This window comes from Mycobacterium scrofulaceum, from assembly GCF_001667885.1.
In the GTDB taxonomy this organism is placed as follows: Bacteria; Actinomycetota; Actinomycetes; order Mycobacteriales; family Mycobacteriaceae; genus Mycobacterium; species Mycobacterium scrofulaceum_C.
Genome location: NZ_LZJW01000147.1, coordinates 33,902 through 55,168, shown reverse-complemented (window position 1 = coordinate 55,168; position 21,267 = coordinate 33,902). Strand labels below are relative to the sequence as shown.

10 protein-coding genes and 2 tRNA genes are annotated in these 21,267 nt (G+C 66.1%); 10 read left to right on the top strand and 2 right to left on the bottom strand.

Features of this window, described 5'->3' with window-relative positions; genetic code table 11:
- Positions 1 to 99 precede the first annotated feature (99 nt).
- The 9 genes from gyrB to A5681_RS21060 all read left to right on the top strand — a co-directional run bounded on the left by gyrB (position 100) and on the right by A5681_RS21060 (position 17,456).
- Positions 100 to 2,133, top strand: a complete 2,034-nt coding sequence (gene gyrB, locus A5681_RS21100) for a DNA topoisomerase (ATP-hydrolyzing) subunit B (protein ID WP_067279787.1) — start codon at positions 100 to 102, stop codon at positions 2,131 to 2,133.
- Positions 2,134 to 2,171: 38 nt separating this feature from the next.
- Positions 2,172 to 5,948: an intein-containing DNA gyrase subunit A gene (gene gyrA / locus A5681_RS21095; RefSeq protein ID WP_067279784.1), complete on the top strand. Its 3,777-nt coding sequence runs from the start codon at positions 2,172 to 2,174 to the stop codon at positions 5,946 to 5,948.
- Between the two features lie 107 nt (positions 5,949 to 6,055).
- Positions 6,056 to 6,961, top strand: coding sequence for a DUF3566 domain-containing protein (locus tag A5681_RS21090; protein ID WP_067279781.1), 906 nt, complete (start codon positions 6,056 to 6,058; stop codon positions 6,959 to 6,961).
- Between the two features lie 59 nt (positions 6,962 to 7,020).
- Positions 7,021 to 7,094: transfer RNA gene (locus A5681_RS21085), tRNA-Ile, on the top strand.
- A 151-nt stretch (positions 7,095 to 7,245) separates the two neighbouring features.
- Positions 7,246 to 7,318, top strand: a tRNA-Ala gene (locus tag A5681_RS21080).
- Between the two features lie 350 nt (positions 7,319 to 7,668).
- Positions 7,669 to 14,034, top strand: a complete 6,366-nt coding sequence (gene pks2 / locus A5681_RS21075; RefSeq protein WP_269454971.1) for a sulfolipid-1 biosynthesis phthioceranic/hydroxyphthioceranic acid synthase — start codon at positions 7,669 to 7,671, stop codon at positions 14,032 to 14,034.
- Positions 14,035 to 14,060: 26 nt separating this feature from the next.
- Complete coding sequence (locus A5681_RS21070) at positions 14,061 to 15,491, top strand: acyltransferase (protein ID WP_231996384.1); 1,431 nt, start codon at positions 14,061 to 14,063, stop codon at positions 15,489 to 15,491.
- Between the two features lie 10 nt (positions 15,492 to 15,501).
- Entirely contained in the window at positions 15,502 to 16,758 is a 1,257-nt protein-coding gene (locus tag A5681_RS21065) for a glycosyltransferase (protein ID WP_067279769.1), read from the top strand.
- An 11-nt stretch (positions 16,759 to 16,769) separates the two neighbouring features.
- Positions 16,770 to 17,456 (top strand): GAP family protein, encoded by a 687-nt coding sequence (locus tag A5681_RS21060; RefSeq protein ID WP_197498673.1) that lies wholly within the window; start codon positions 16,770 to 16,772, stop codon positions 17,454 to 17,456.
- 26 nt (positions 17,457 to 17,482) lie between these two features.
- Here A5681_RS21060 and A5681_RS21055 read toward each other — a convergent pair whose 3' ends face one another.
- Together A5681_RS21055 and A5681_RS21050 are read right to left on the bottom strand one after the other, a co-directional pair.
- Complete coding sequence (locus A5681_RS21055; protein ID WP_067279762.1) at positions 17,483 to 18,511, bottom strand: rhamnan synthesis F family protein; 1,029 nt, start codon at positions 18,509 to 18,511, stop codon at positions 17,483 to 17,485.
- Between the two features lie 58 nt (positions 18,512 to 18,569).
- Positions 18,570 to 20,288, bottom strand: coding sequence for an AMP-binding protein (locus A5681_RS21050; protein ID WP_067279759.1), 1,719 nt, complete (start codon positions 20,286 to 20,288; stop codon positions 18,570 to 18,572).
- Positions 20,289 to 20,394: 106 nt separating this feature from the next.
- Here A5681_RS21050 and A5681_RS21045 point away from each other — a divergent pair, with 106 nt between their 5' ends.
- Positions 20,395 to 21,174: a phthiotriol/phenolphthiotriol dimycocerosates methyltransferase gene (locus A5681_RS21045; protein WP_082968467.1), complete on the top strand. Its 780-nt coding sequence runs from the start codon at positions 20,395 to 20,397 to the stop codon at positions 21,172 to 21,174.
- The last annotated feature ends 93 nt before the right edge of the window (positions 21,175 to 21,267 follow it).

The window sequence follows — 21,267 nt, the reverse complement described above, 5'->3', positions numbered from 1 at the left end:
AGAATCGGTGCGGGCGGGTCATCACGGTAGACTGGCTGCATGCGACTGATGCGGTGACTGGAACCGCCCGCATGAAACCCCAAGGAGAGCATTCCGACCGTGGCTGCCCAGAAGAAGAAGGCGCAAGACGAATACGGCGCGTCAGCGATCACCGTGCTCGAGGGCCTGGAGGCCGTCCGCAAACGCCCCGGCATGTACATCGGGTCCACCGGCGAACGCGGGCTGCACCACCTCATCTGGGAGGTGGTCGACAACTCGGTGGACGAGGCGATGGCCGGTTACGCCACCAGGGTCGATGTGCGGCTCCTTGACGACGGCAGCGTGGAGGTCGCCGACGACGGGCGCGGTATCCCGGTGGCCATGCACGCGACCGGCGCCCCCACCGTCGACGTGGTGATGACCCAGCTGCACGCCGGCGGCAAGTTCGGCGGCGAAAACAGTGGCTACACGGTCAGCGGTGGGTTGCACGGCGTCGGTGTATCGGTGGTCAACGCGCTGTCCACCCGGTTGGAAGTCACCATCAAACGGGACGGACACGAGTGGTTTCAGTATTACGACCGCGCCGTGCCCGGCACGCTCAAACAGGGCGAGGCCACCAAGAAGACCGGAACCACGATCAGGTTCTGGGCCGATCCCGAGATCTTCGAAACCACCCAGTACGACTTCGAGACCGTGGCGCGGCGTCTGCAGGAGATGGCGTTCCTGAACAAGGGCCTCACCATCAACCTCACCGACGAGCGCGTGGAGCAGGACGAAGTCGTCGACGAGGTGGTCAGCGACACCGCCGAGGCGCCCAAGTCCGCCGAGGAGAAGGCGGCGGAAAACGCCGCGCCGCACAAGGTCAAGCATCGGACGTTCCACTACCCCGGCGGCCTGGTCGACTTCGTCAAGCACATCAACCGCACCAAGAGCCCGATCCAGCAGAGTGTCATCGACTTCGACGGAAAAGGCACCGGTCACGAGGTCGAAATCGCCATGCAATGGAACGGCGGCTATTCGGAGTCGGTGCACACCTTCGCCAACACCATCAACACGCATGAGGGCGGCACCCACGAAGAGGGCTTCCGCAGCGCGCTGACCTCGGTGGTGAACAAGTACGCCAAAGACAAGAAGTTGCTCAAGGAGAAGGACGCCAACCTCACCGGCGACGACATTCGGGAAGGGCTGGCCGCGGTCATCTCGGTGAAGGTCGCCGAGCCCCAGTTCGAGGGCCAGACCAAGACCAAACTGGGCAACACCGAGGTCAAGTCGTTCGTGCAGCGGGTGTGCAACGAACAGTTGACGCACTGGTTCGAGGCGAACCCATCTGAGGCGAAAACCGTAGTGAACAAGGCGGTTTCGTCGGCGCAGGCGCGGATCGCCGCCCGCAAGGCGCGCGAGCTGGTGCGGCGCAAGAGCGCCACCGACCTCGGCGGACTGCCCGGCAAGCTGGCCGACTGCCGCTCCACCGACCCGCGGAAATCGGAACTCTACGTGGTGGAGGGCGATTCGGCGGGCGGCTCGGCGAAGAGCGGTCGCGACTCGATGTTCCAGGCGATCCTGCCGTTGCGCGGCAAGATCATCAACGTCGAAAAGGCCCGCATCGACCGCGTGCTGAAGAACACCGAAGTCCAGGCGATCATCACCGCGCTGGGCACCGGCATTCACGACGAGTTCGACATCAGCAAGCTGCGCTACCACAAGATCGTGCTGATGGCCGACGCCGACGTGGACGGCCAGCACATCTCGACGCTGCTGTTGACCTTGCTGTTCCGCTTCATGCGACCGCTCATCGAGAACGGACACGTGTTCCTGGCGCAGCCGCCGCTGTACAAGCTCAAGTGGCAGCGCACCGAACCGGAGTTCGCCTACTCCGACCGCGAACGCGACGGCCTGCTCGAAGCCGGGCTCAAAGCCGGCAAGAAGATCAACAAAGAGGACGGCATCCAGCGCTACAAGGGGCTGGGTGAGATGGACGCGAAAGAGTTGTGGGAGACCACGATGGACCCGTCGGTGCGGGTGCTGCGCCAGGTCACCCTCGACGACGCCGAGGCCGCCGACGAGTTGTTCTCGATTCTGATGGGCGAAGACGTCGACGCCCGCCGCAGCTTCATCACCCGCAACGCCAAAGACGTTCGCTTCCTGGATGTCTGACGTTTCAGTCAGGCACGCCAACCCACAAAGGGGAATAGATGACTGACACCACGCTGCCGCCCGGCGACGAGGCCGGCGACCGCATCGAGCCGGTTGACATCCAGCAGGAGATGCAGCGCAGCTACATCGACTACGCGATGAGCGTGATCGTCGGGCGCGCGCTGCCCGAGGTGCGCGACGGCCTCAAGCCCGTCCACCGCCGCGTGCTCTATGCGATGTACGACTCGGGATTCCGCCCGGATCGCAGCCACGCCAAGTCGGCGCGGTCGGTCGCCGAGACGATGGGGAACTACCACCCGCACGGCGATGCCTCGATCTACGACACCCTGGTGCGCATGGCGCAGCCATGGTCGCTGCGGTACCCACTGGTCGATGGCCAGGGCAACTTCGGTTCGCCGGGCAACGACCCGCCGGCGGCCATGCGGTATTGCGTGTCCGCAGATACCCTGGTGCGCTTGCCATTTGGGCAATCGGTGCGCATAGGTGATGTCGTTCCGGACGCGTCGCCCAACTCAGACAACGAGGTCGAACTCAAGGTTCTCGACCGCCACGGCAATCCCGTTGTCGCCGACCGCCTGTTCCATTCTGGCGAGCACCAGACGTATAAGGTGCGGACGGCGGAAGGTTACGAAGTCACCGGCACGGCGAACCATCCCTTGCTGTGCCTGGTCGACGTCGCCGGCGTGCCGACGCTGCTGTGGAAGTTGATCGACGAAATCCGTCCGGACGACCACGTCGTCCTACAGCGCACTCCGCCGGTGGAGCTGGGACCGGCCGAGTGGCACGACGTGATGGAAGCGCTGTTATTGGGCGCGTTCATCAGCGAGGGCTTCGTCTCCGAGACGCGGGCAGGATTCAACAACCTTAATCGCGACTACTTCGACATGGTTGTCGGCGCGTACGACGCGGTTGTCGGCGGTCGTCGTTATGTGTCTTCGCGGACCATCGCTTCGGGGTCGTTGCTGCACGAACTCGACATCCAGAACCTGACGGAACTCAGGAAGACGCGGCTGGGTGACCTTTCCGGGCAGCGGTCGGCCGACAAGTCCGTGCCGGATTGGCTATGGCAATCCCCTGCCGCGGTCAAGCGAGCCTTCTTGCAAGCCCTTTTCGAGGGCGACGGATCGTGTTCCGCTCTGCCGCGCAACACGATCCAGATCTCGTACTCGACCCGTAGTGAGGTTCTGGCGGCTGATGTGCAGCAGATGCTGCTGGAATTCGGCGTCGTATCACGCCGGTACCGGCACGCGGTCGGTGAGCACAAAGTCGTCATCACAAACCGCGCTCAAGCAGAAATGTTTGCATCGCAAGTCGGTTTCGGTGGCGCTAAGCAAGCCGAGCTGACCCGCATTCTCGCTGCGATGCCGGTATGCGCTGGCCTGGACACCGACCACGTTCCGGGCCTGGGCGCATTCATCCGCAAGTATGCGGGTGGCCGATGGACCGACCGCGACTGGCTGGACCGCCACAATCTGGACCGTATGCAGCGCTGGCGAACGCGCAGTGCTGAAATCCTCGGTCACATCGCTGATCCCGACGTGCGGGCTATCGCAACGGAGCTCACCGACGGTCGGTTCTACTACGCGCGCGTAGCCTCCGTGACGGAGGCCGGCCGACGGGCTGTCTATAGCCTGCGTGTCGAGACCGAAGACCACGCGTTTCTGACCAACGGCTTCGTCAGCCACAACACCGAGGCGCGGCTCACTCCCCTGGCGATGGAGATGCTGCGTGAAATCGACGAGGAGACAGTCGATTTCATCCCTAACTACGACGGCCGGGTGCAGGAACCGACCGTGCTGCCCAGCCGGTTCCCCAACCTGCTGGCCAACGGCTCCGGCGGCATCGCGGTCGGTATGGCGACCAACATCCCGCCGCACAACCTGCGCGAGCTGGCCGAGGCCGTGTTCTGGTGCCTGGAGAACCACGAGGCCGACGAGGAGGCCACCCTGGCCGCCGTCATGGAGCGCGTCAAGGGTCCCGACTTCCCCACCGCGGGCCTGATCGTCGGCAGCCAAGGCATCGCCGACGCTTATAAGACCGGCCGTGGGTCGATCCGCATGCGGGGTGTGGTCGAGGTCGAAGAGGCCAGGGGCCGAACGTCTTTGGTGATCACCGAGCTGCCGTATCAGGTCAACCACGACAACTTCATCACCTCGATCGCCGAGCAGGTGCGCGACGGCCGGCTGGCCGGCATCTCCAACGTCGAGGACCAGGGCAGTGACCGGGTCGGCGTGCGGATCGTCGTCGAGATCAAGCGCGACGCGGTGGCGAAGGTGGTGCTGAACAACCTCTACAAGCACACCCAGCTGCAGACCAGCTTCGGCGCCAACATGTTGGCCATCGTCGACGGCGTGCCGCGCACCCTGCGGCTCGACCAGATGATCCGCCACTACGTCGCGCACCAACTCGACGTCATCGTGCGGCGCACCACCTACCGGCTGCGCAAGGCGAACGAACGCGCCCACATCCTGCGCGGTCTGGTCAAGGCGCTCGACGCGCTGGACGAGGTCATCGCGTTGATCCGGGCGTCCGAGACCGTCGACATCGCCCGGGCCGGACTGATCGAGCTGCTCGACATCGACGAGATCCAGGCGCAAGCGATCCTCGACATGCAGTTGCGTCGCCTGGCGGCCCTGGAGCGTCAGCGCATCATCGACGACCTGGCGAAAATCGAGGCCGAAATCGCCGACCTGGAAGACATTCTGGCCAAGCCCGAGCGGCAGCGCGGCATCGTGCGCGACGAGCTCGCCGAGATCGTCGACAAGCACGGCGACGACCGCCGCACCCGGATTGTCGCGGCCGACGGCGAGGTCAGCGACGAGGACCTGATCGCCCGCGAGGACGTCGTCGTCACCATCACCGAGACCGGGTACGCCAAGCGCACCAAGACCGACCTGTACCGGAGCCAGAAGCGCGGCGGCAAGGGCGTGCAAGGCGCCGGCCTGAAGCAGGACGACATCGTCAAGCACTTCTTCGTCAGCTCGACGCACGACTGGATCCTGTTCTTCACCACGCAGGGCCGGGTCTATCGCGCCAAGGCCTACGAACTGCCCGAGGCGTCCCGGACAGCGCGCGGCCAGCACGTGGCCAACCTGCTGGCCTTCCAGCCCGAGGAGCGCATCGCCCAGGTCATTCAGATCCGTGGCTACGAGGACGCGCCGTACCTGGTGCTGGCCACCCGCAACGGCCTGGTGAAGAAGACCAAGCTGACCGACTTCGACTCCAACCGGTCCGGTGGGATCGTGGCGATCAACCTGCGCGACAACGACGAGTTGGTCGGCGCGGTGCTGTGCTCGTCGGAGGACGACCTGCTGCTGGTGTCGGCCAACGGCCAGTCCATCCGGTTCTCGGCGACCGACGAGGCGCTGCGGCCGATGGGACGCGCCACCTCCGGCGTGCAGGGCATGCGATTCAATACCGATGATTACCTGTTGTCGCTCAACGTGGTTCGCGAGGGCACGTACCTGTTGGTGGCGACGTCCGGCGGCTACGCCAAGCGCACCGCGATCGAGGAGTACCCGGTGCAGGGCCGCGGCGGCAAGGGCGTGCTGACGGTGATGTTCGACCGGCGGCGCGGCAAGCTGGTGGGCGCTCTGATCGTCGATGACGACAGCGAGCTCTACGCCATCACCTCCGGAGGCGGGGTAATCCGCACCGCCGCGCGCCAGGTCCGCAAGGCGGGACGACAGACCAAGGGTGTGCGCCTGATGAACCTGGGCGACGACAACACGCTGCTGGCCATCGCGCGCAACGCCGAGGAAAACGCGGACGAAGTCGTCGAGGAAGCGGAGGGCGCCGCGGACGCGGACGGCTAGTCGGTGACAATCCGGGCGGTCCGGCGAACGGCCGGGCAATTAGACTCGGCCCGACCAGACAAAATGCGACGCCCCTGCGGTCGTGGCAGGAGAGCTAAGGAGTCGGGGTGACCTCACCGAACGAGCCGGGCGCCCCCAAACAAGGCGACGGCCTTAATGGGGATGGCTCGGCCGAGCGCGCCGGCGCCCACCGCGCGACGCCACCCGCACCGGCCGGCCGCGCTCCGGACGCCGATTCACCGCCGTGGCAGCGTGGCGGCGCCCGGCCCCCGCAGGCGCCGCAGCGGCAGACCGAACCCCCCACCGAGGCGCGCCCGTCCGGCCCGCCCGGCGGTGTCGAGGCGCGGCTCAACCGGTTCATCTCCGGAACCGCGGCCCCCGGCGCACCCGCGCAGGGCAAGAACCCGCCGCACGACACCGACGCCCCGCAGGGGCGTGGCGACGGTCCGCCGGCCGAGGCCTACGCCAGCGAGCTGCCCGACCTGTCCGGCCCGATACCGCGGGGCCCCCAGCGCAAGACGCCGGCCGACCGCGCACCGGAGTCGTCGAGCCTCTCGGGGCCCGGCCGGTCGTCGGGCGCGGAGAACCGGGACACCCGCGAGGGCCGGGACACCCGCGAGAGCCGCACCCAGGTGTCCCGGCGCCCGCGCGGGCCCGTGCGCGCCAGCATGCAGATCCGCCGGATCGATCCCTGGAGCACGCTGAAGGTCTCGCTGTTGCTCTCGGTCGCGTTGTTCTTCGTCTGGATGATCGCCGTGGCGTTCCTGTACCTGGTCCTGGGTGGCATGGGCGTGTGGTCGAAGCTGAACAGCAACGTCGGCGACCTGCTGAACAACACCAGCGGCAGCAGCGGCGAGCTGGTCTCCAGCGGCACCATCTTCGGCGGTGCGGTGCTGATCGGCCTGGTCAACATCGTGTTGCTGACGGCGATGGCCACCATCGCCGCGTTCGTCTACAACCTGACCACGGATCTGATCGGCGGCATCGAGGTCACGTTGGCCGACCGCGACTAGCGTTTTTGGGGGTGGGGCGGCAATTGCGGTAATCTCGTCGCTCGGCCGTACGCGTGTACGGGCCTATAGCTCAGGCGGTTAGAGCGCTTCGCTGATAACGAAGAGGTCGGAGGTTCGAGTCCTCCTAGGCCCACAACCATGTGCCCATCAAGACGTTGCGTAAGACTTGCCCTGCCAATCACACTGATCGCTGTGGTGGCGGCGGTGGCGTGGTCCCGGCGCGGGGTCGAAGTCTGGCACGTGGCGGTGGACGACACCACGGGTCAGCCACCCAGTCACGTCGAGGGGCCTTAGCTCAGTTGGTAGAGCACCGCCTTTGCAAGGCGGGTGTCAGGGGTTCGATTCCCCTAGGCTCCACAGATCAACGGCGGCGCGGGCCGTCCGTTTCCAGGGCCGGCCGACCTCTGACGTAACTCGCGGCCCAGCTGAATTTGGCGCGAGTTTCGCGCCCCGGATCGATAGCGATCCCGCTAATGTGTAAGCACTGATCGCGTGCCGAAGAAGTCGCAGCCCCCGCAAGGCAGTTGACCTGCGAGAAACCCCCGTCAAACCCCACACCCTCAAGATCGACGCCGCAGTAGGCAGCCCGACAACCCGACAGGTTGCTACCCAGCGATAAGGCAGCCGACAGCGCGACTCCGCCTTTGCTGTGAGGAGGAAACGGCTTTGTTGGGGCCAACATCAAGGGTGCGCGCGCGGGGCGGGCTGTGTCGACGCCCCCGGTAGTCACTCCCGTCGCCATCATCGGCATGGCGTGCCGCCTGCCCGGGGGCATCGAATCTCCAGAACAGTTGTGGGACTCCTTGCTGCGTGGCGACGACCATGTCACCGAAATTCCACCCGACCGATGGGACACCGACGAGTTCTACGATCCCCAACCGGGTGTGCCCGGCCGGTCCGTCTGCAAATGGGGCGCCTTCCTGGATGACGTGGCCGGCTTCGACCCCGAGTTCTTCGGCATCACCGACAACGAGGCGACCGCGATGGACCCGCAGCACCGACTGCTGCTGGAAACCTCGTGGGAGGCCATGGAGCACGGCGGCCTGACCCGAACGACGCTGGCCGGCTCCCGCACCGGCGTCTTCATGGGACTGATGCACGACGACTACCAATTCGTGCACGCCGAGGCCAACGCCCTGGAAGGCCCGTACGGCTACATGGGCAACAGCTTCGCGATGGGCTCCGGACGCGTTGCCTACACGATGGGGCTGCGCGGTCCGGCGATAACGGTGGACACCGCCTGCTCGTCCGGGCTTGCGGCGGTGCATTTGGCGTGTCGCAGCTTGCACGACGGCGAAAGCGACATCGCATTGGCGGGTGGTGCCTCGGTCTCGTTCGAACCCCGCAAATCCTGCTCGGGCTCTGCCATCGGGATGTTGTCCGCAACGGGACGCTGCCGGGCTTTCGACGTCGCCGCCGACGGATTCGTGGCCGGTGAGGGTTGCGTCGTGCTGTTGCTCAAGCGGTTGCCCGACGCGGTGCGCGCCGGCGACAGAATCTTGGCGGTGCTGCGCGGCACGGCCGCCAACCAGGATGGTCACACGGCGAATATCGTGACACCATCGCGGACAGCCCAGGTCGAGGCTTATCGGGCGGCCTTGGCGGCGGCGGGCGTGGACGCCGGCACCGTCGGCATGGTGGAAGCCCACGGCCCCGGCACCCCGGTGGGTGATCCCGTCGAATACGCCGGCTTGGCGGAGGTGTACGGCGTCGACGGGCCGTGCGCACTCGCGTCGGTCAAGACGAACTTCGGGCACACCCAGTCGGCAGCCGGAGCCCTGGGGCTGATGAAGGCCGTCCTGGCGCTGCAGCACGGCGTGATCCCCCGCAACCTGCACTTCACGCGTTTGCCTGACGAAATGGCCGCGATCAAGACCAATCTCTTTGTGCCGCAGGCAAATACCCCGTGGCCGAGCAACGGTCGGCACGGGCCGCGCCGAGCGGCGGTGTCGTCGTACGGCTTCTCGGGTACCAATGTGCACGCCATCGTCGAGCAGGCTCCGCCGACGGTCGCACCGGGAGGCGCCCGGACCACCCGCGTGATCGACGGGCCGCTGATTTTTCCGCTGTCCGCCACATCGCCCGACGGGTTGCGGCGAACCGCCGCGCGGCTCGCGGACTGGGTCGCCGAACACGCGCCGGAGCTTGCGGCATCGGACGTGGCGTACACGCTCGCGCGGCGCAGGGTGCATCGGACGGTGCGCACGGCGGTCATCGCCGGCACCCTCGACGAGCTGATCGAGGGTTTGCGCGGTGTCGCCGCCGACGAGTTCCCGCATCAGCCGGCGGTCGGGCAGGACGACCGGGGACCGGTTTGGCTGTTCTCCGGCCAGGGCTCGCAGTGGGCGTCGATGGGCGCAGAGTTGCTTGCGACCGAACCGGTCTTCGCCGCGACGGTCGCAACGGTGGAACCGCTGATTGCCCGAGAGGCGGGATTCTCTGTCACTCAGGCGATTTCGGCGCCCGAGACGGTTACCGGGATCGATCGGATCCAGCCCGCGCTGTTCACGATGCAGGTGGCGCTGGCGGCCACGATGAGGGCCTACGGGGCGCGGCCCGGCGCCGTGATCGGCCACTCGATGGGCGAGGTCGCGGCCGCGGTTGTCGCCGGAGCGTTGGTGCTGGAAGACGGCGTCCGCGTGATCTGCCGCCGCTCGCGGCTGATGGCGACAATCGCCGGCTCCGGTGCGATGGCGTCGGTGGAACTGCCGCCCGAGCAGGTGCTTCTGGAACTCATGGCTCGCGGCATCGACGACGTTGGGCTGGCAGTGGTGGCCTCCCCGCAGTCCACGGTGATCGGCGGCGCCGCGCAGACCGTGCGAGATCTGGTCCTGGCGTGGGAGCAGCGCGACGTGCCCGCACGCGAGATCGCCGTCGACGTGGCCTCGCACTCCCCCCAGGTCGATCCGATCCTCGACGAGCTGTCCGACGTACTTGCAGAGCTCAACCCCAGGACACCTGACCTGCACTTCTACTCGGCGACCGCTTTCGACCCGCGCGAGCAGCCGGTGTGTGACGCCTGGTACTGGTCGGACAACCTGCGCCACATGGTGCGTTTCGCCGCCGCGGTGCAGGCGGCATTGGAGGACGGTTACCGGGTGTTCGCGGAGTTGGCCCCCCACCCGCTGCTCACCCATGCGGTCGAGCAGACCGCAGGCAGCCTCGACATGCCGCTCGCCGCCCTCGCCGCCATGCGCCGTGAGCAGAAACTTGTGCACGGACTGCGCGGCTTCCTTGCGGATCTGCACAATGCCGGCGCCGCCGTCGACTTCTCGGTCCTCTCCCCCGAGGGTCACCTGGTGGACGTTCCGCTCCCGTCATGGAATCACCGCCCATTGCTGCTGAACCGCGGCGGTCACGATGTGCGGGCACGCGGCGCCTGGACCGTGCCGGTGCACCCACTGATGGGGCCGCACGTGCGATTGCCCGAGGAACCCGAGCGCCACGTGTGGCAGGGCGAGGTTGGGACCGCGGCGCAGGCGTGGCTGGGCGACCACCGCATACACCACGTGGCCGTTCTCCCCGGGGCGGCGTACTGCGAGATGGCGTTGGCCGCGGCCCGCACGATCTTCGGGGAAAAGTCCGAGGTCCGCGACATCACTTTCGAGGCGACCCTGCTCTTGGACGACGAGACTCCGGTCTGCGCGGACGCGTCGATGAACGCCCCGGGCGTCGCCGGTTTCGTGGTGCAGAGCTTCCAGGAGAACAAGCCGATCCGGCGGGCGACCGCGGTGCTGCGGGCGGGAGGACCCGAGGACCGTCCAGCCGCATACGACATCGCGGCCCTGCTCGCGACCCACTCCTGCCGGTTGGACGGGGCCGAGTTGCGGCAGCAGTTCGACGACCACGGTTTGCAATACGGCGCGGCCTTCGCCGGATTGGTCGCGGCGCACCGCGCGGACGAGAGCGCCGGGACGGTGCTGGCGGAGGTCGCGCTTCCCGGCGCCATCCGCTCGCAACACCGCGCCTTCGGCGTACACCCCGCGTTACTTGATGCCTGCTTTCAATCGGTTGCGGCGCACCCCGCGGCCCGCGCGGCGGGTGGCGCCGGTCTGCTGTTGCCGCTTCGTGTACGCGGTATCCGGCTCTACGCCCCGACCCGCGGCGCGCGCTACTGCTACACACAGGTGTCCACGGCCGACGGGGCCGGGCTGGAGGCCGACCTCGAGGTGCTTGACGAACACGGGACTGTGCTGCTGGCTGTGAGCGGACTGCAAGTCAGCACCGGGGCCGGCGAGGGCGCCCACCGTGATCGCGTGCTGAACGAGCGACTGCTGAGCGTCGAGTGGACACAGCGAACGCTGCCCGACGTGGAGCACGTCGCCCCGGAATCGTGCTTGCTGATAAGCACTTCCACCACCGCGGACGTGATGGCGACCAGCCTGGCCGATGCGTTGAAGTCTTTGGGAGCCGACTGCATCGCCATGACCTGGCCGCAGCACTGCGAGCATCGTTCCAACTCCGAATCGCTCAGCGCGCATCTTGGTGCTCGCCGCGTCGGCCGGGTGGTGATCCTCACCGGCCCGCAGAACGGCAATCCCGACGAGGAGTGCGCCCGCCGGGGCGGGGACTATGTGCGTCATCTGGTGCGAATCGCCCGGCGGATCACCGAGATCGACGAAGAGCCGCCCCGTCTTTACGTCGTGACGCGCAACGCCCAGACCGTCGCGCCGGGGGACGTGAACAACCTGGAGCAGGCCGGCATCCGTGGACTGGTGCGAGCCATCAGCACCGAATATCCACACCTGCGCGCCACCCAGATCGACATGGACGAGAACACGGACGCGGAGCGACTGGCCGGGCAACTGCTGGGGCCGTCGGATGAGGACGAGACGGCTTGGCGGAACGGTGGGTGGCATACCGCGCGTGTGACGCCCGGGCCGCTGCGGCCCGAGGACCGCCGAACCGCCGTCTCGCATCACCCCCACGACGGGATGCGCATGCAGATCCGCACGCCCGGCGATCCGGAAGCGCTGGAACTGGCTGCGTTTCAACGAATCCCGCCGGGGCCGGGCGAGATCGAGGTCGCGGTCACCGCATCCGGCGTCAACTTCTCCGACGTCCTGGTCGTCGCCGGCCAGCCCTCTGGTGGCGAACGGGGTGCACCGCCGTTGGGCGCGGACTTCGCCGGCGTCGTGACCGCGGTCGGCCCCGAGGTGTCGACCCATCGGGTGGGCGATCTTGTCGGCGGATTCTCTGCAACCGGTTGCTGGGCAACGTTTGTCACTTGTGACGCCCGGCTTGCCGTGACCCTGCCACCGCATCTGACCGATGACCAGGCGGCTGCGGTGACTACCCCGCATGCGGTCGCCCGGTACGCCTTACATGATCAGGCCAGGATCGCCGCCGGTGACCGCGTCTTGATCCATTCCGCAGCGGGCAGCGTGGGGCAGGCGGCGATCGCGATCGCCCGTGCCGTCGGAGCTGAGGTCTTCGCCACGGCCGGCAGCGAGCAGCGCCGTGAGCTGTTGCGCGACAAGGGGGTCCAGCATGTCTATGACTCGCGCCGCATCGAGTTCGCGGAGCAGATCCGCCGCGACACCGGCGGATATGGTGTCGACATCGTGCTCAACTCGCTGTCGGGGGCGGCCCAACGCGCCGGCCTCGAGGTGCTGGCCGCCGGTGGGCGATTTGTGGAAATCGGTAAGGGCGATGGCTATGCGAACACCCGATTGGACACCTTGCCATTCCATCGCAACCTCACGTTCCACTACGTCGACCTGACGCTGCTTTCGCAGAGCCACCCGAACCGGGTGGGCGGGCTGCTCAGCGCGGTGTATCGACTTGTCGCACAGGGTGAGTTGCCGTTGCCGGACATCACTCACTACGCGCTCGGGGACGCCGCGGCGGCGCTCCGTGCGAGCGGGGAGGGGCATACGGGCCGGGTCGTGCTCGATGTGCCCCAGACCGGCCGCACCCACGTCGTCGTGCCGCCGGATCAGAGCCCGGCTTTCCGCAACGACAGCTCCTACATCATCACCGGGGGCCTGGGCGGCATCGGGCTCTTCCTTGCCGAAAAGATGGCCGGGGCCGGCTGTGGCCGCATCGTGCTGAGCTCCCGGTCCCGGCCCAATGCCAAGGCGGTGGAGACGATCGAACTCATCCGGGCGATGGGCACCGAGATCGAGGTGCAATGCGGCGACATCGCCGAAGCCGACACGGCGAGGCGCTTGGTGGCGGCGGCGACTGCCACCGGCCTGCCCTTGCGGGGGGTGCTGCACGCCGCCGCGGTATTCGAAAACGCGATGCTCGCCACCACGAGCGAAGAGCTCGTCGACCGCAACTGGGCCCCGAAAGTGTTCGGGGCGTGGAACTTGCACCGGGCGACGGCAGCGCTCCCCCTGGACTGGTTCTGCTTGTTCTCCTCGGCGGTAGGTCTGGTGGGCTCGCCCGGGCAATCGGCGTACGCCGCCGCGAACAGCTGGCTGGACGGGTTCGCGCGGTGGCGCCGAACCCGCGGCCTTCCCGCCACCGCGATCGGGTGGGCGTTATGGGCCGAGGTCGGCCGCGCCGCCGAAATCAGGTCCGCGACCGGCGAAGACGTGGCTCTCGGTCAGGACGGCGAAGGCACCGCGATCGCGCACTGGCGTGACACGGCTTTCACCGCCGAGGAGGGCGCCTACGCGTTTCAGGCACTACTGCGCCACGACCGCCCGTACGCCGGGTATGCAAAGCTGACCGGCACCCCGTGGTTCGCCGCCTACGCACAACGCAGCAGGTTTGCCGAACTGTTCCGCGCCAGGGGCCAAAATTCGTCGCAGGGAAGCGAATTGCTGAGCGAGTTGGAGGCGCTGCCGCGGGAGGACTGGCACGCCCGGCTGCGCCGCATGGTCTCCGACGCGGTCAGCCTGATTCTGCGGCGCACCATCGACCCGGATCACCCGCTCTCCGAATATGGCCTCGACTCGATGGGCAACCTCGAGCTGCGCACCCGCATCGAGGCGGAAACAGGGGTGCGCGTTACCACTAACGACATCACCACCATTCGCGGTCTGGCCGGGCTGCTGTGTGAAACCCTCTCGGCCACTGCCGATTGCGGCGCAAGCGGGCGGAAGGGGGAAGGGTGTTCATAGGTGCGGGGCCAGCGCGTGGGCTGTTCGTGGGAACGGTTAACGACTGGGTGCCGGAGCGGGGCAGAATCGTGTCTTGGGAAGCATCACCGGCCTCCCTCGAGAAAGCCCGTCGTGCTCCGATAAGCGCTGTGCCGCTGAGCGCCATGCAGGAAGCCCACCTGCGCGGGTTTTCCCGCTACGCGGCACGCGGACTCGACTATGCCCGGCTGGTCATCGGGTGCGGCGACGAACCCGGCCGGTGCGACGTCCGTGCCATGAGCTACGTCATCAATGCACACCTGCGCCGACACAAGACCTATCACAGTTGGTTCGCGTTCGAAGACGCGGAATGCATTGTGCGGCACACCATCGATGATCCCGCTGCTATCGAGTTCGTTCCGGTCCGGCGGGACACGATGACTCCGACCGAGTGGCGTCAGTTCGTGCTGTCCACCCCCGACCCGCTGCAATGGGATTGCTTCAGGTTCGGCATCATCCAGCGCGCGGACCACTTCACGTTCTTCGCGATCGTCGACCACGTGCACTGCGACCCGACAATCATCTCGGGGTTGTACACGGAAATCTTGATGAACTACCGCGTCCTGATTACCGGGGGCGCGCTCGGTGCGTCGCCGCCCACGGCCAGTCACGATGATTTCTGCATGCGAGAGAAGCAACACCTGGCCACGCTGACGGCGTCTTCTCCCCAGGTGCGGAAGTGGATCGAATTCGCCGAACAAAACGGCGGAACACTGCCGGACTTTCCGCTGCCGCTGGGCGACTTGTCCGTGCCTTCCGGCGGTGACCTGGCGGTCCAGCGGCTGATGGACCAGGAACAGACCGCCGCGTTCGAGTCGCTCTGCATCCGCGCGACCGCGCGCATCAGCGGTGGCTTGTTCGCCTGTGTGGCGCTCGCGCAATACGAGTTAACTGGAGCGACAACGTATTACGGGCTCGCGCCGATCGACAAACGCAGGACACTGGCGGAGTTCTCGACCATGGGCTGGTTCACCGGCGTAGTCCCGTTCACCGTGCCCGTGGAACCGGCATCTTTTGCCGCGACGGCGCGCGCCGCGCAGGCGTCCTTCGATTCGAATCTGGATCTCGCGAATGTCTCGTTCAACGACGTACTGAAGTTGGCGCCCTGGCTCAAGCAGTGGGGGCCGAATTGCACCATGGTCAACTACATGGACGCCGGGCTGCCGCCCTTTTCGGCCACCGTCGCTTCCCACATGAAGAACGCAAACGTCAAAATCTACTGCGATCCAAGGGATCCGGCGCATCTGTACATCTCGGTGATCCGTCTCTTCGATGAAGTCTCGATCTGGGTGAATTTCCCGAACAACCCGGTGGCCAGGGACTCCGTGACCCGATTTCTGAGTGCGCTGACAGGAGTATTCAAGCGCGTCTTGGAGGGCCGCGGTCCGAGTGCGGCAAGGACCGAAGTCACGGATCTTGCCTACGCGGACGACGACTGACGGGCCGGCGATGAAAGTTGTCTTGGCGGCCCACGGAACTCGCGGCGATGTCGAGCCCTGCGCCGCTGTCGGCCTCGAGTTGATGCGGCGGGGACACGAAGTGTGCATGGCGGCACCGCCCAACCTGGTTGGCTTCGTGGAGTCGGCCGGGCTGGCCGCGGTCGGGTATGGGCCGGATTCGCGGGAGCAAGTCAGAGCGCTCGCGGATTTTCATCACCACGCCTTCAAGCCGCAAAACCCGATCAACTTCGTCCGCGCGGGTAAGGATCTCTTCATCGAGGGCTGGGAGCAGATGAACACCACGCTGACATCGGCGGCGGACGGGGCCGACCTGTTGGTGACCGGCCAGACGTACCACTGGGTCGTCGCCAATGTGGCGGAGTACTACGACATTCCGGTGGCAGCACTCCACCACATGCCGATCTGCGTCAATGGCCAGCTGGCTCTTCCGTCGATCCCATCGCCGCCTCGCCTGGTCCGCTCTGCATTGAGGACGGCGTGGTGGCTCTACTGGCGTATCACCAAGGAGGTCGATGACGCGCAGCGCCGTCAGCTCGGCCTACCGCGGGCAGCGGCCCCCGCGGCGCAACGGATGGCGCAACGCGGAGCACTCGAAATCCAGGCCTACGACGAGGCGTGTTTTCCGGGCCTGGCGAACGAATGGAACGGCCGGCGACCGTTCGTCGGCGCGCTGACGATGGATTTACCGACGCATGAAGACGGTGAGGTGGCTGTCTGGGCCACCGCCGGACCGCCCCCCATCTACTTCGGGTTCGGCAGCACACCGGTCCGGTCGCCCGCCGACACGATCGCCATGATCGCCGCGGCGTGCGCGGACCTGGGCCAACGGGCCTTGATCTATTCCGGCGATCACAGCCCACGATGCGCGTGGCGGTCCGACCAAATACGCCTGGTGGGCTCGCTGAATTACACCGCCACCCTGCCACTTTGCCGCGCCATCGTTCACCACGGCGGCGGGGGCACCACGGCCGCCGGTCTGCGGGCAGGAATTCCCATGGTGATCCTCTGGGACGTGGCCGAGCAACCGCTGTGGGCGGCGCAGGTCACCCGGATGCGAGTGGGCCGCGCGCAGCGCCTGGTGAGCACCACCGTCGAATCGCTCGTCGGGAATCTCCGCGAAGTCCTTGCGCCGCGATACGCCGCCCGGGCCCGTGAATTCGCCGGCCGCATGACCGGGCCTGCCGAAAGCGTCGCTGCGGCAGCCGATCTCTTGGAGGCTGCCGCCTGCGGGGAGCGTGTCGAATGATGTGGGGAACCGTGCTGCCGATCGCGCTCTGGCTCTCGCTCGACCCGACCCGCCTGGTCATCGGCGGAATCTTGATGTCACGCCCACGGCCCCGGCACAACCTTCTTGCCTACTGGGGGGGCGGACTGACAGCGGGCCTAGTGCCGGGCGTCGCCGCCTTTGTCCTCCTGCGGGATTCGCCACCGATGGTCATGGAACATGCGCGAACCACGGTCATGCGCTTCACGGGCGCCTACTTTCAGATCGCGATCGGCGTGCTTGCGTTGGTGATCGCGACGGGGGTATGGGCGTACCGCGGCGCCCCGCCGTCTCTCGCCCCGCAACCGCCCCGACCGACCGCGGCCGCCCGGATCATGGCCCGCGTCCGTCACGCGTTGCAAGGCGGAAATCCGTGGGTGGCGTTTGGGATCGGACTGGTGACGACCATGCCACTGGCTGACTATCTCGTGGTCCTCGTCATCATCGTCTCCTCGAAAGCGGCCATCGGCGCTCAACTCAGCGCAGTCGTGATATTCACCGTCGTGGTGCTCGCCCTCGTCGAGGTGCCCCTCTTCAGTTATCTTCTCGCGCCGGCCCAGACGCAGCTGGCGATGGTCCAGCTGCAAAGGTGGTTCGCCATTCACCGTCGTCGGCTTCTGATCGCCGCGCCCGCCCTCGCCGGATTCATGCTGTTGGCCGCGGGTATCAGCAGCCTCTGAGCCGCTCGTTTCGTTTCGAATCCCGCTCAGGCGGAGGTCCCGGTGCGCCCGGCCCGAGTCCACCCGGTCATCGGCCGGGCATAGCCGCTAACCAGGGATGGCGCTCTGCGGCCGAGCCGGTCCACGTTCGATTGGATGAGCTGGAAGGGATAGTTCGTGTGTCGCTCGATGACATCGCGCAGGTCCGCCATGGACGCGTGCCACGGCATGTCGTAGCGCGCCAGGTTCGTCTTGAGAAAGGGAAAGCGGAAGTCCTTGATCAGTCCATCCCAGAAGTGCAGCGTGCCGTTATTACGGCCGGAGCGTCTACCGGCCCACGGACGGGCTGATGAGCGGCCATAGGTGAATTCGATGGCGTCAGCGGAGACGAACGGGTGAAGGACGAGCCCCGCCTTACGGGCACGCGTGGACACGCCGACCTCGTACCGCCAGATGACCGCCCCCTTGTGAACCACGTAGCGGAAGCCGTTCCAGAAATCCTCCAGAAACGGGCGGGTGAGCGGATTGAGATCCCAAGCCAGGAAGAAAGATTGGAGGTGGGGAATCATCTGGGTGTTCTCGACCGCGCCATACATGTCGGCGCCCTGAAACTCGTCCCACATGTTTTCGAGGGGAAAGAGCGGGCCGTACACGCTGTCGTTGGCGACCAGAAACCGGTCGAACTGATCGAGCGACCACCCGCGGCGCGTGAGAATGCACCACGCGAGGTGCCACGAGCCGAAGTCGTAGGAAAGTGTGCGGCGGGTGTAGATGCCGGCGCAAAGAGAACAGATGGAGGCCACCGACTCCGGTGTGAGAGTGGGCGAGCCGGACACGAAGACGATGGTCGCGTCCTGCTCCCGCAACGCCTTCAGGTAATAGGCGACGTATGGATCGACGATGCCCTGGGGATCGAAGTGGGCGAACAACACAAGCGTACGGTGGCCGGGTGGAGGATTCGGCGGAAGCTCCAGGTGGGTCTCGCACAGGAATCGGAAAGCGTTGCCGCCCAGCCGGTAACGTATCGAATCCGCCGCACCGTCTGCCTCGGTCCGCAGCAGTTCCGAAAGTTTCATCGCGACCCCGTGACCTCTGGTGAGTGCTCAGTCGACCTGACGCAGCCGGAAGCCGGCGCTAAGCATCCAACCGGGCGAACTGATTCTGTCGGTAGCGCTCGACACAGGCCGCTCTTCGGACTTTGCCGCTGGTGGTGATCGGGATCGAACCGGGAGCTACCACCACCAGATCGGCCACACTCAGTCCGTGCACGGTGGATATCGCAGAAGTGACTTTGCGTTTGACGACATCAAAAGCGTCTTCGCTGGAGTCGCTGCGGTTCTTGAACTCGATGATCGCGACCAGTTTTTCGGCGCCCTCGTCGGGAACCGAGATTGCGGCGCACCGTCCCGGCGCGATGGTTTGGATCGTCGCCTCAAGGTCGTCGGGCGAGTGGTTGCGCCCGTAGACGATCAACAGATCCTTGATACGGCCGATGATGAACAGTTCGCCGTCGGCGAGGAACCCCATATCCCCGGTCCGCAGCCAAGGCCCGTCGGGCGTGCCGGCCGTCGGGTCGACAAGCGTTGCGCGGAAAGTGTTTTCAGACTCCTGTGGTTTCTGCCAGTAACCCGAAGCGACGTTGTGCCCATGCACCCAGATTTCACCGGTCGTTCCCGCCGGACATTCGACACTTGTCGCCGGATTGACGATGCGCACCAGGGGTGAGCGCGGTGCTCCATAACTGACCAGTGCGGTACCGCCCCCGCTCGCACATCGCTTCGCGCAGCCCGCGGTCAGTTCTTCGGAGTCAAAATGCACGACTCGCGGTGATTGGCCCGCTTCGCGGGTCGCGACGTACAACGTTGCCTCGGCCATTCCATATGAGGGCCGCAATACCCGGTCCCGAAGGTTGAACGGGGCGAACCGCTCGCTGAACCGCCGCAACGTCGCGGGCTGGACTCGCTCGCTGCCGTTGAGGATGCTCAGCACGTTTCCGAGGTCGAGTCCGGCCAGGTCGTCGTCCCATGTCTTCCTCGCGGCCAGCTCGAAGGCGAAATTGGGTCCTGCCGAAAGTACGTGACTGTTGCTGGCCAGCAGCTGCATCCACCGAGCCGGCCGCTGCAGGAACGCGACCGGAGTCGTGAGCACGGTGTGGAAACCCGTCAGCACCGGAAAGATGATCCCGAGATGCAGACCCATGTCGTGGTAGAAGGGCAGCCAGGAGACCACCGTGGTGTCCGGCGGGGCAACGCCGCCGTGGTCGCCGAAGAACGCCGCGTTGATCTGCTCGAAATTGGCCAGGATGTTCTTGTCGGAGACCATCACTCCGACCGGGGTGCGCGTCGACCCGGACGTGTATTGCAGATAGACCGTGTCGATGGAGTCGTCGACCCGCGCGCGCCGCGCGTTCGTCGGCTTCTCGGCCGGCGCATCAACGGCGACGATCGACGGAACAGAGTCTCCGGCCCCCGACTCGACGTACCGCGCGACATCGTCTGCGGCAGACGACGTCGTGAGAACCACGGAGGGTGCGGTGTCTTCCAGTACCGCACCGACACGTTCGTCGCTGGCCCCACCGAGTGGAACCGCAATGAGCCCGGCCTGTAATGCGGCGAGGAACGCGGCGATGTAGTCCAATCCCTGAGGCGCGAGTATCACGGCACGGTCGCCCGGGGTTCCGTGAACGCGCAACTCAGGTGCGAGGCTGAGCACTCTTCGGTACAGCTGCGACCATGTCACGCTTTCGGCGATACCGTTGCGATCCCGCTCGTAATCCATAAACGTGAACGCCGTCCGATTGGGCTGCAGACTGGCGCGTTCGCGCAGCAGTGTCGGAATGGGACACTTAAGCATGGGCGTCAGGCTACCCGGGCCATTATCGCGGCGCCGGTATTGTGCCGGAGACGGCGGGCGGCTGCAGCGTACGCCCATAGAAGACATCATCAGCCGGCTGAATAACATGCCAATCTTGGTGACGCTATTGGATTTGCGCTTCAAGTATGGCTACCGGATTCTCAGCCGCCTCCTCACGAGGGACGACGTTGTTTTCCTCAACTACGGATACGAGGAGGAACCGCCGCTTGCCCTGCCGCTGGCAGCGGCCGATGAGCCGGATCGGTTTCCCATCCAGCTCTATCACCGCACGGCGACCCAGGTGGATCTGACCGGCAAGGACGTGCTGGAAGTCAGTTGTGGCCATGGTGGCGGCGCCTCGTATCTGATGCGCACTCTGCGCCCCGCCTCTTACACGGGGTTGGATCTCAATACGGTCGGAATAGAGTTCTGCCGAAAGAGGCATAGCCTGCCGGGACTGAAGTTCGTGCAGGGCAACGCCGAAAGCCTGCCCTTCCCCGCGGCGTCCTTCGATGCCGTGATCAACGTCGAAGCCGCGATCAACTACCGCAACGTTCGCCGGTTCTTCGCCGAAGTGGAACGTGTTCTGCGGCCGGGAGGGCATTTCTTGTACGCGGATATCCGCTATGCAGACGAAATCGCCACGTGGGAATCCGACCTGGCCGGCATCTCCATGCGGCGGATCTCTGAGACGCCGATCAACGCTGAGGTCATGCGTGGGCTGGAGCAAAATCGGTTGTTCGACCAGATCACTCGGCGTCTGCCCAACATCCCATTTCTCCGTGGCATCGCCGAAGACTATGCAGGGGGCCGCGGTTCATTGATTTACCGTCGCCTGGAGAACGGCGAGGCTTCGTACCGGTTGTTCTGCTTCGCCAAGAATTGATTCAACTCGTCTCGAGACTTCATGCCGGCGTCGCCCAGAGTGAAGCCAACACTGCCTCGCCCCGTGCCAAACGGCCTATTCTTTGATCACCAC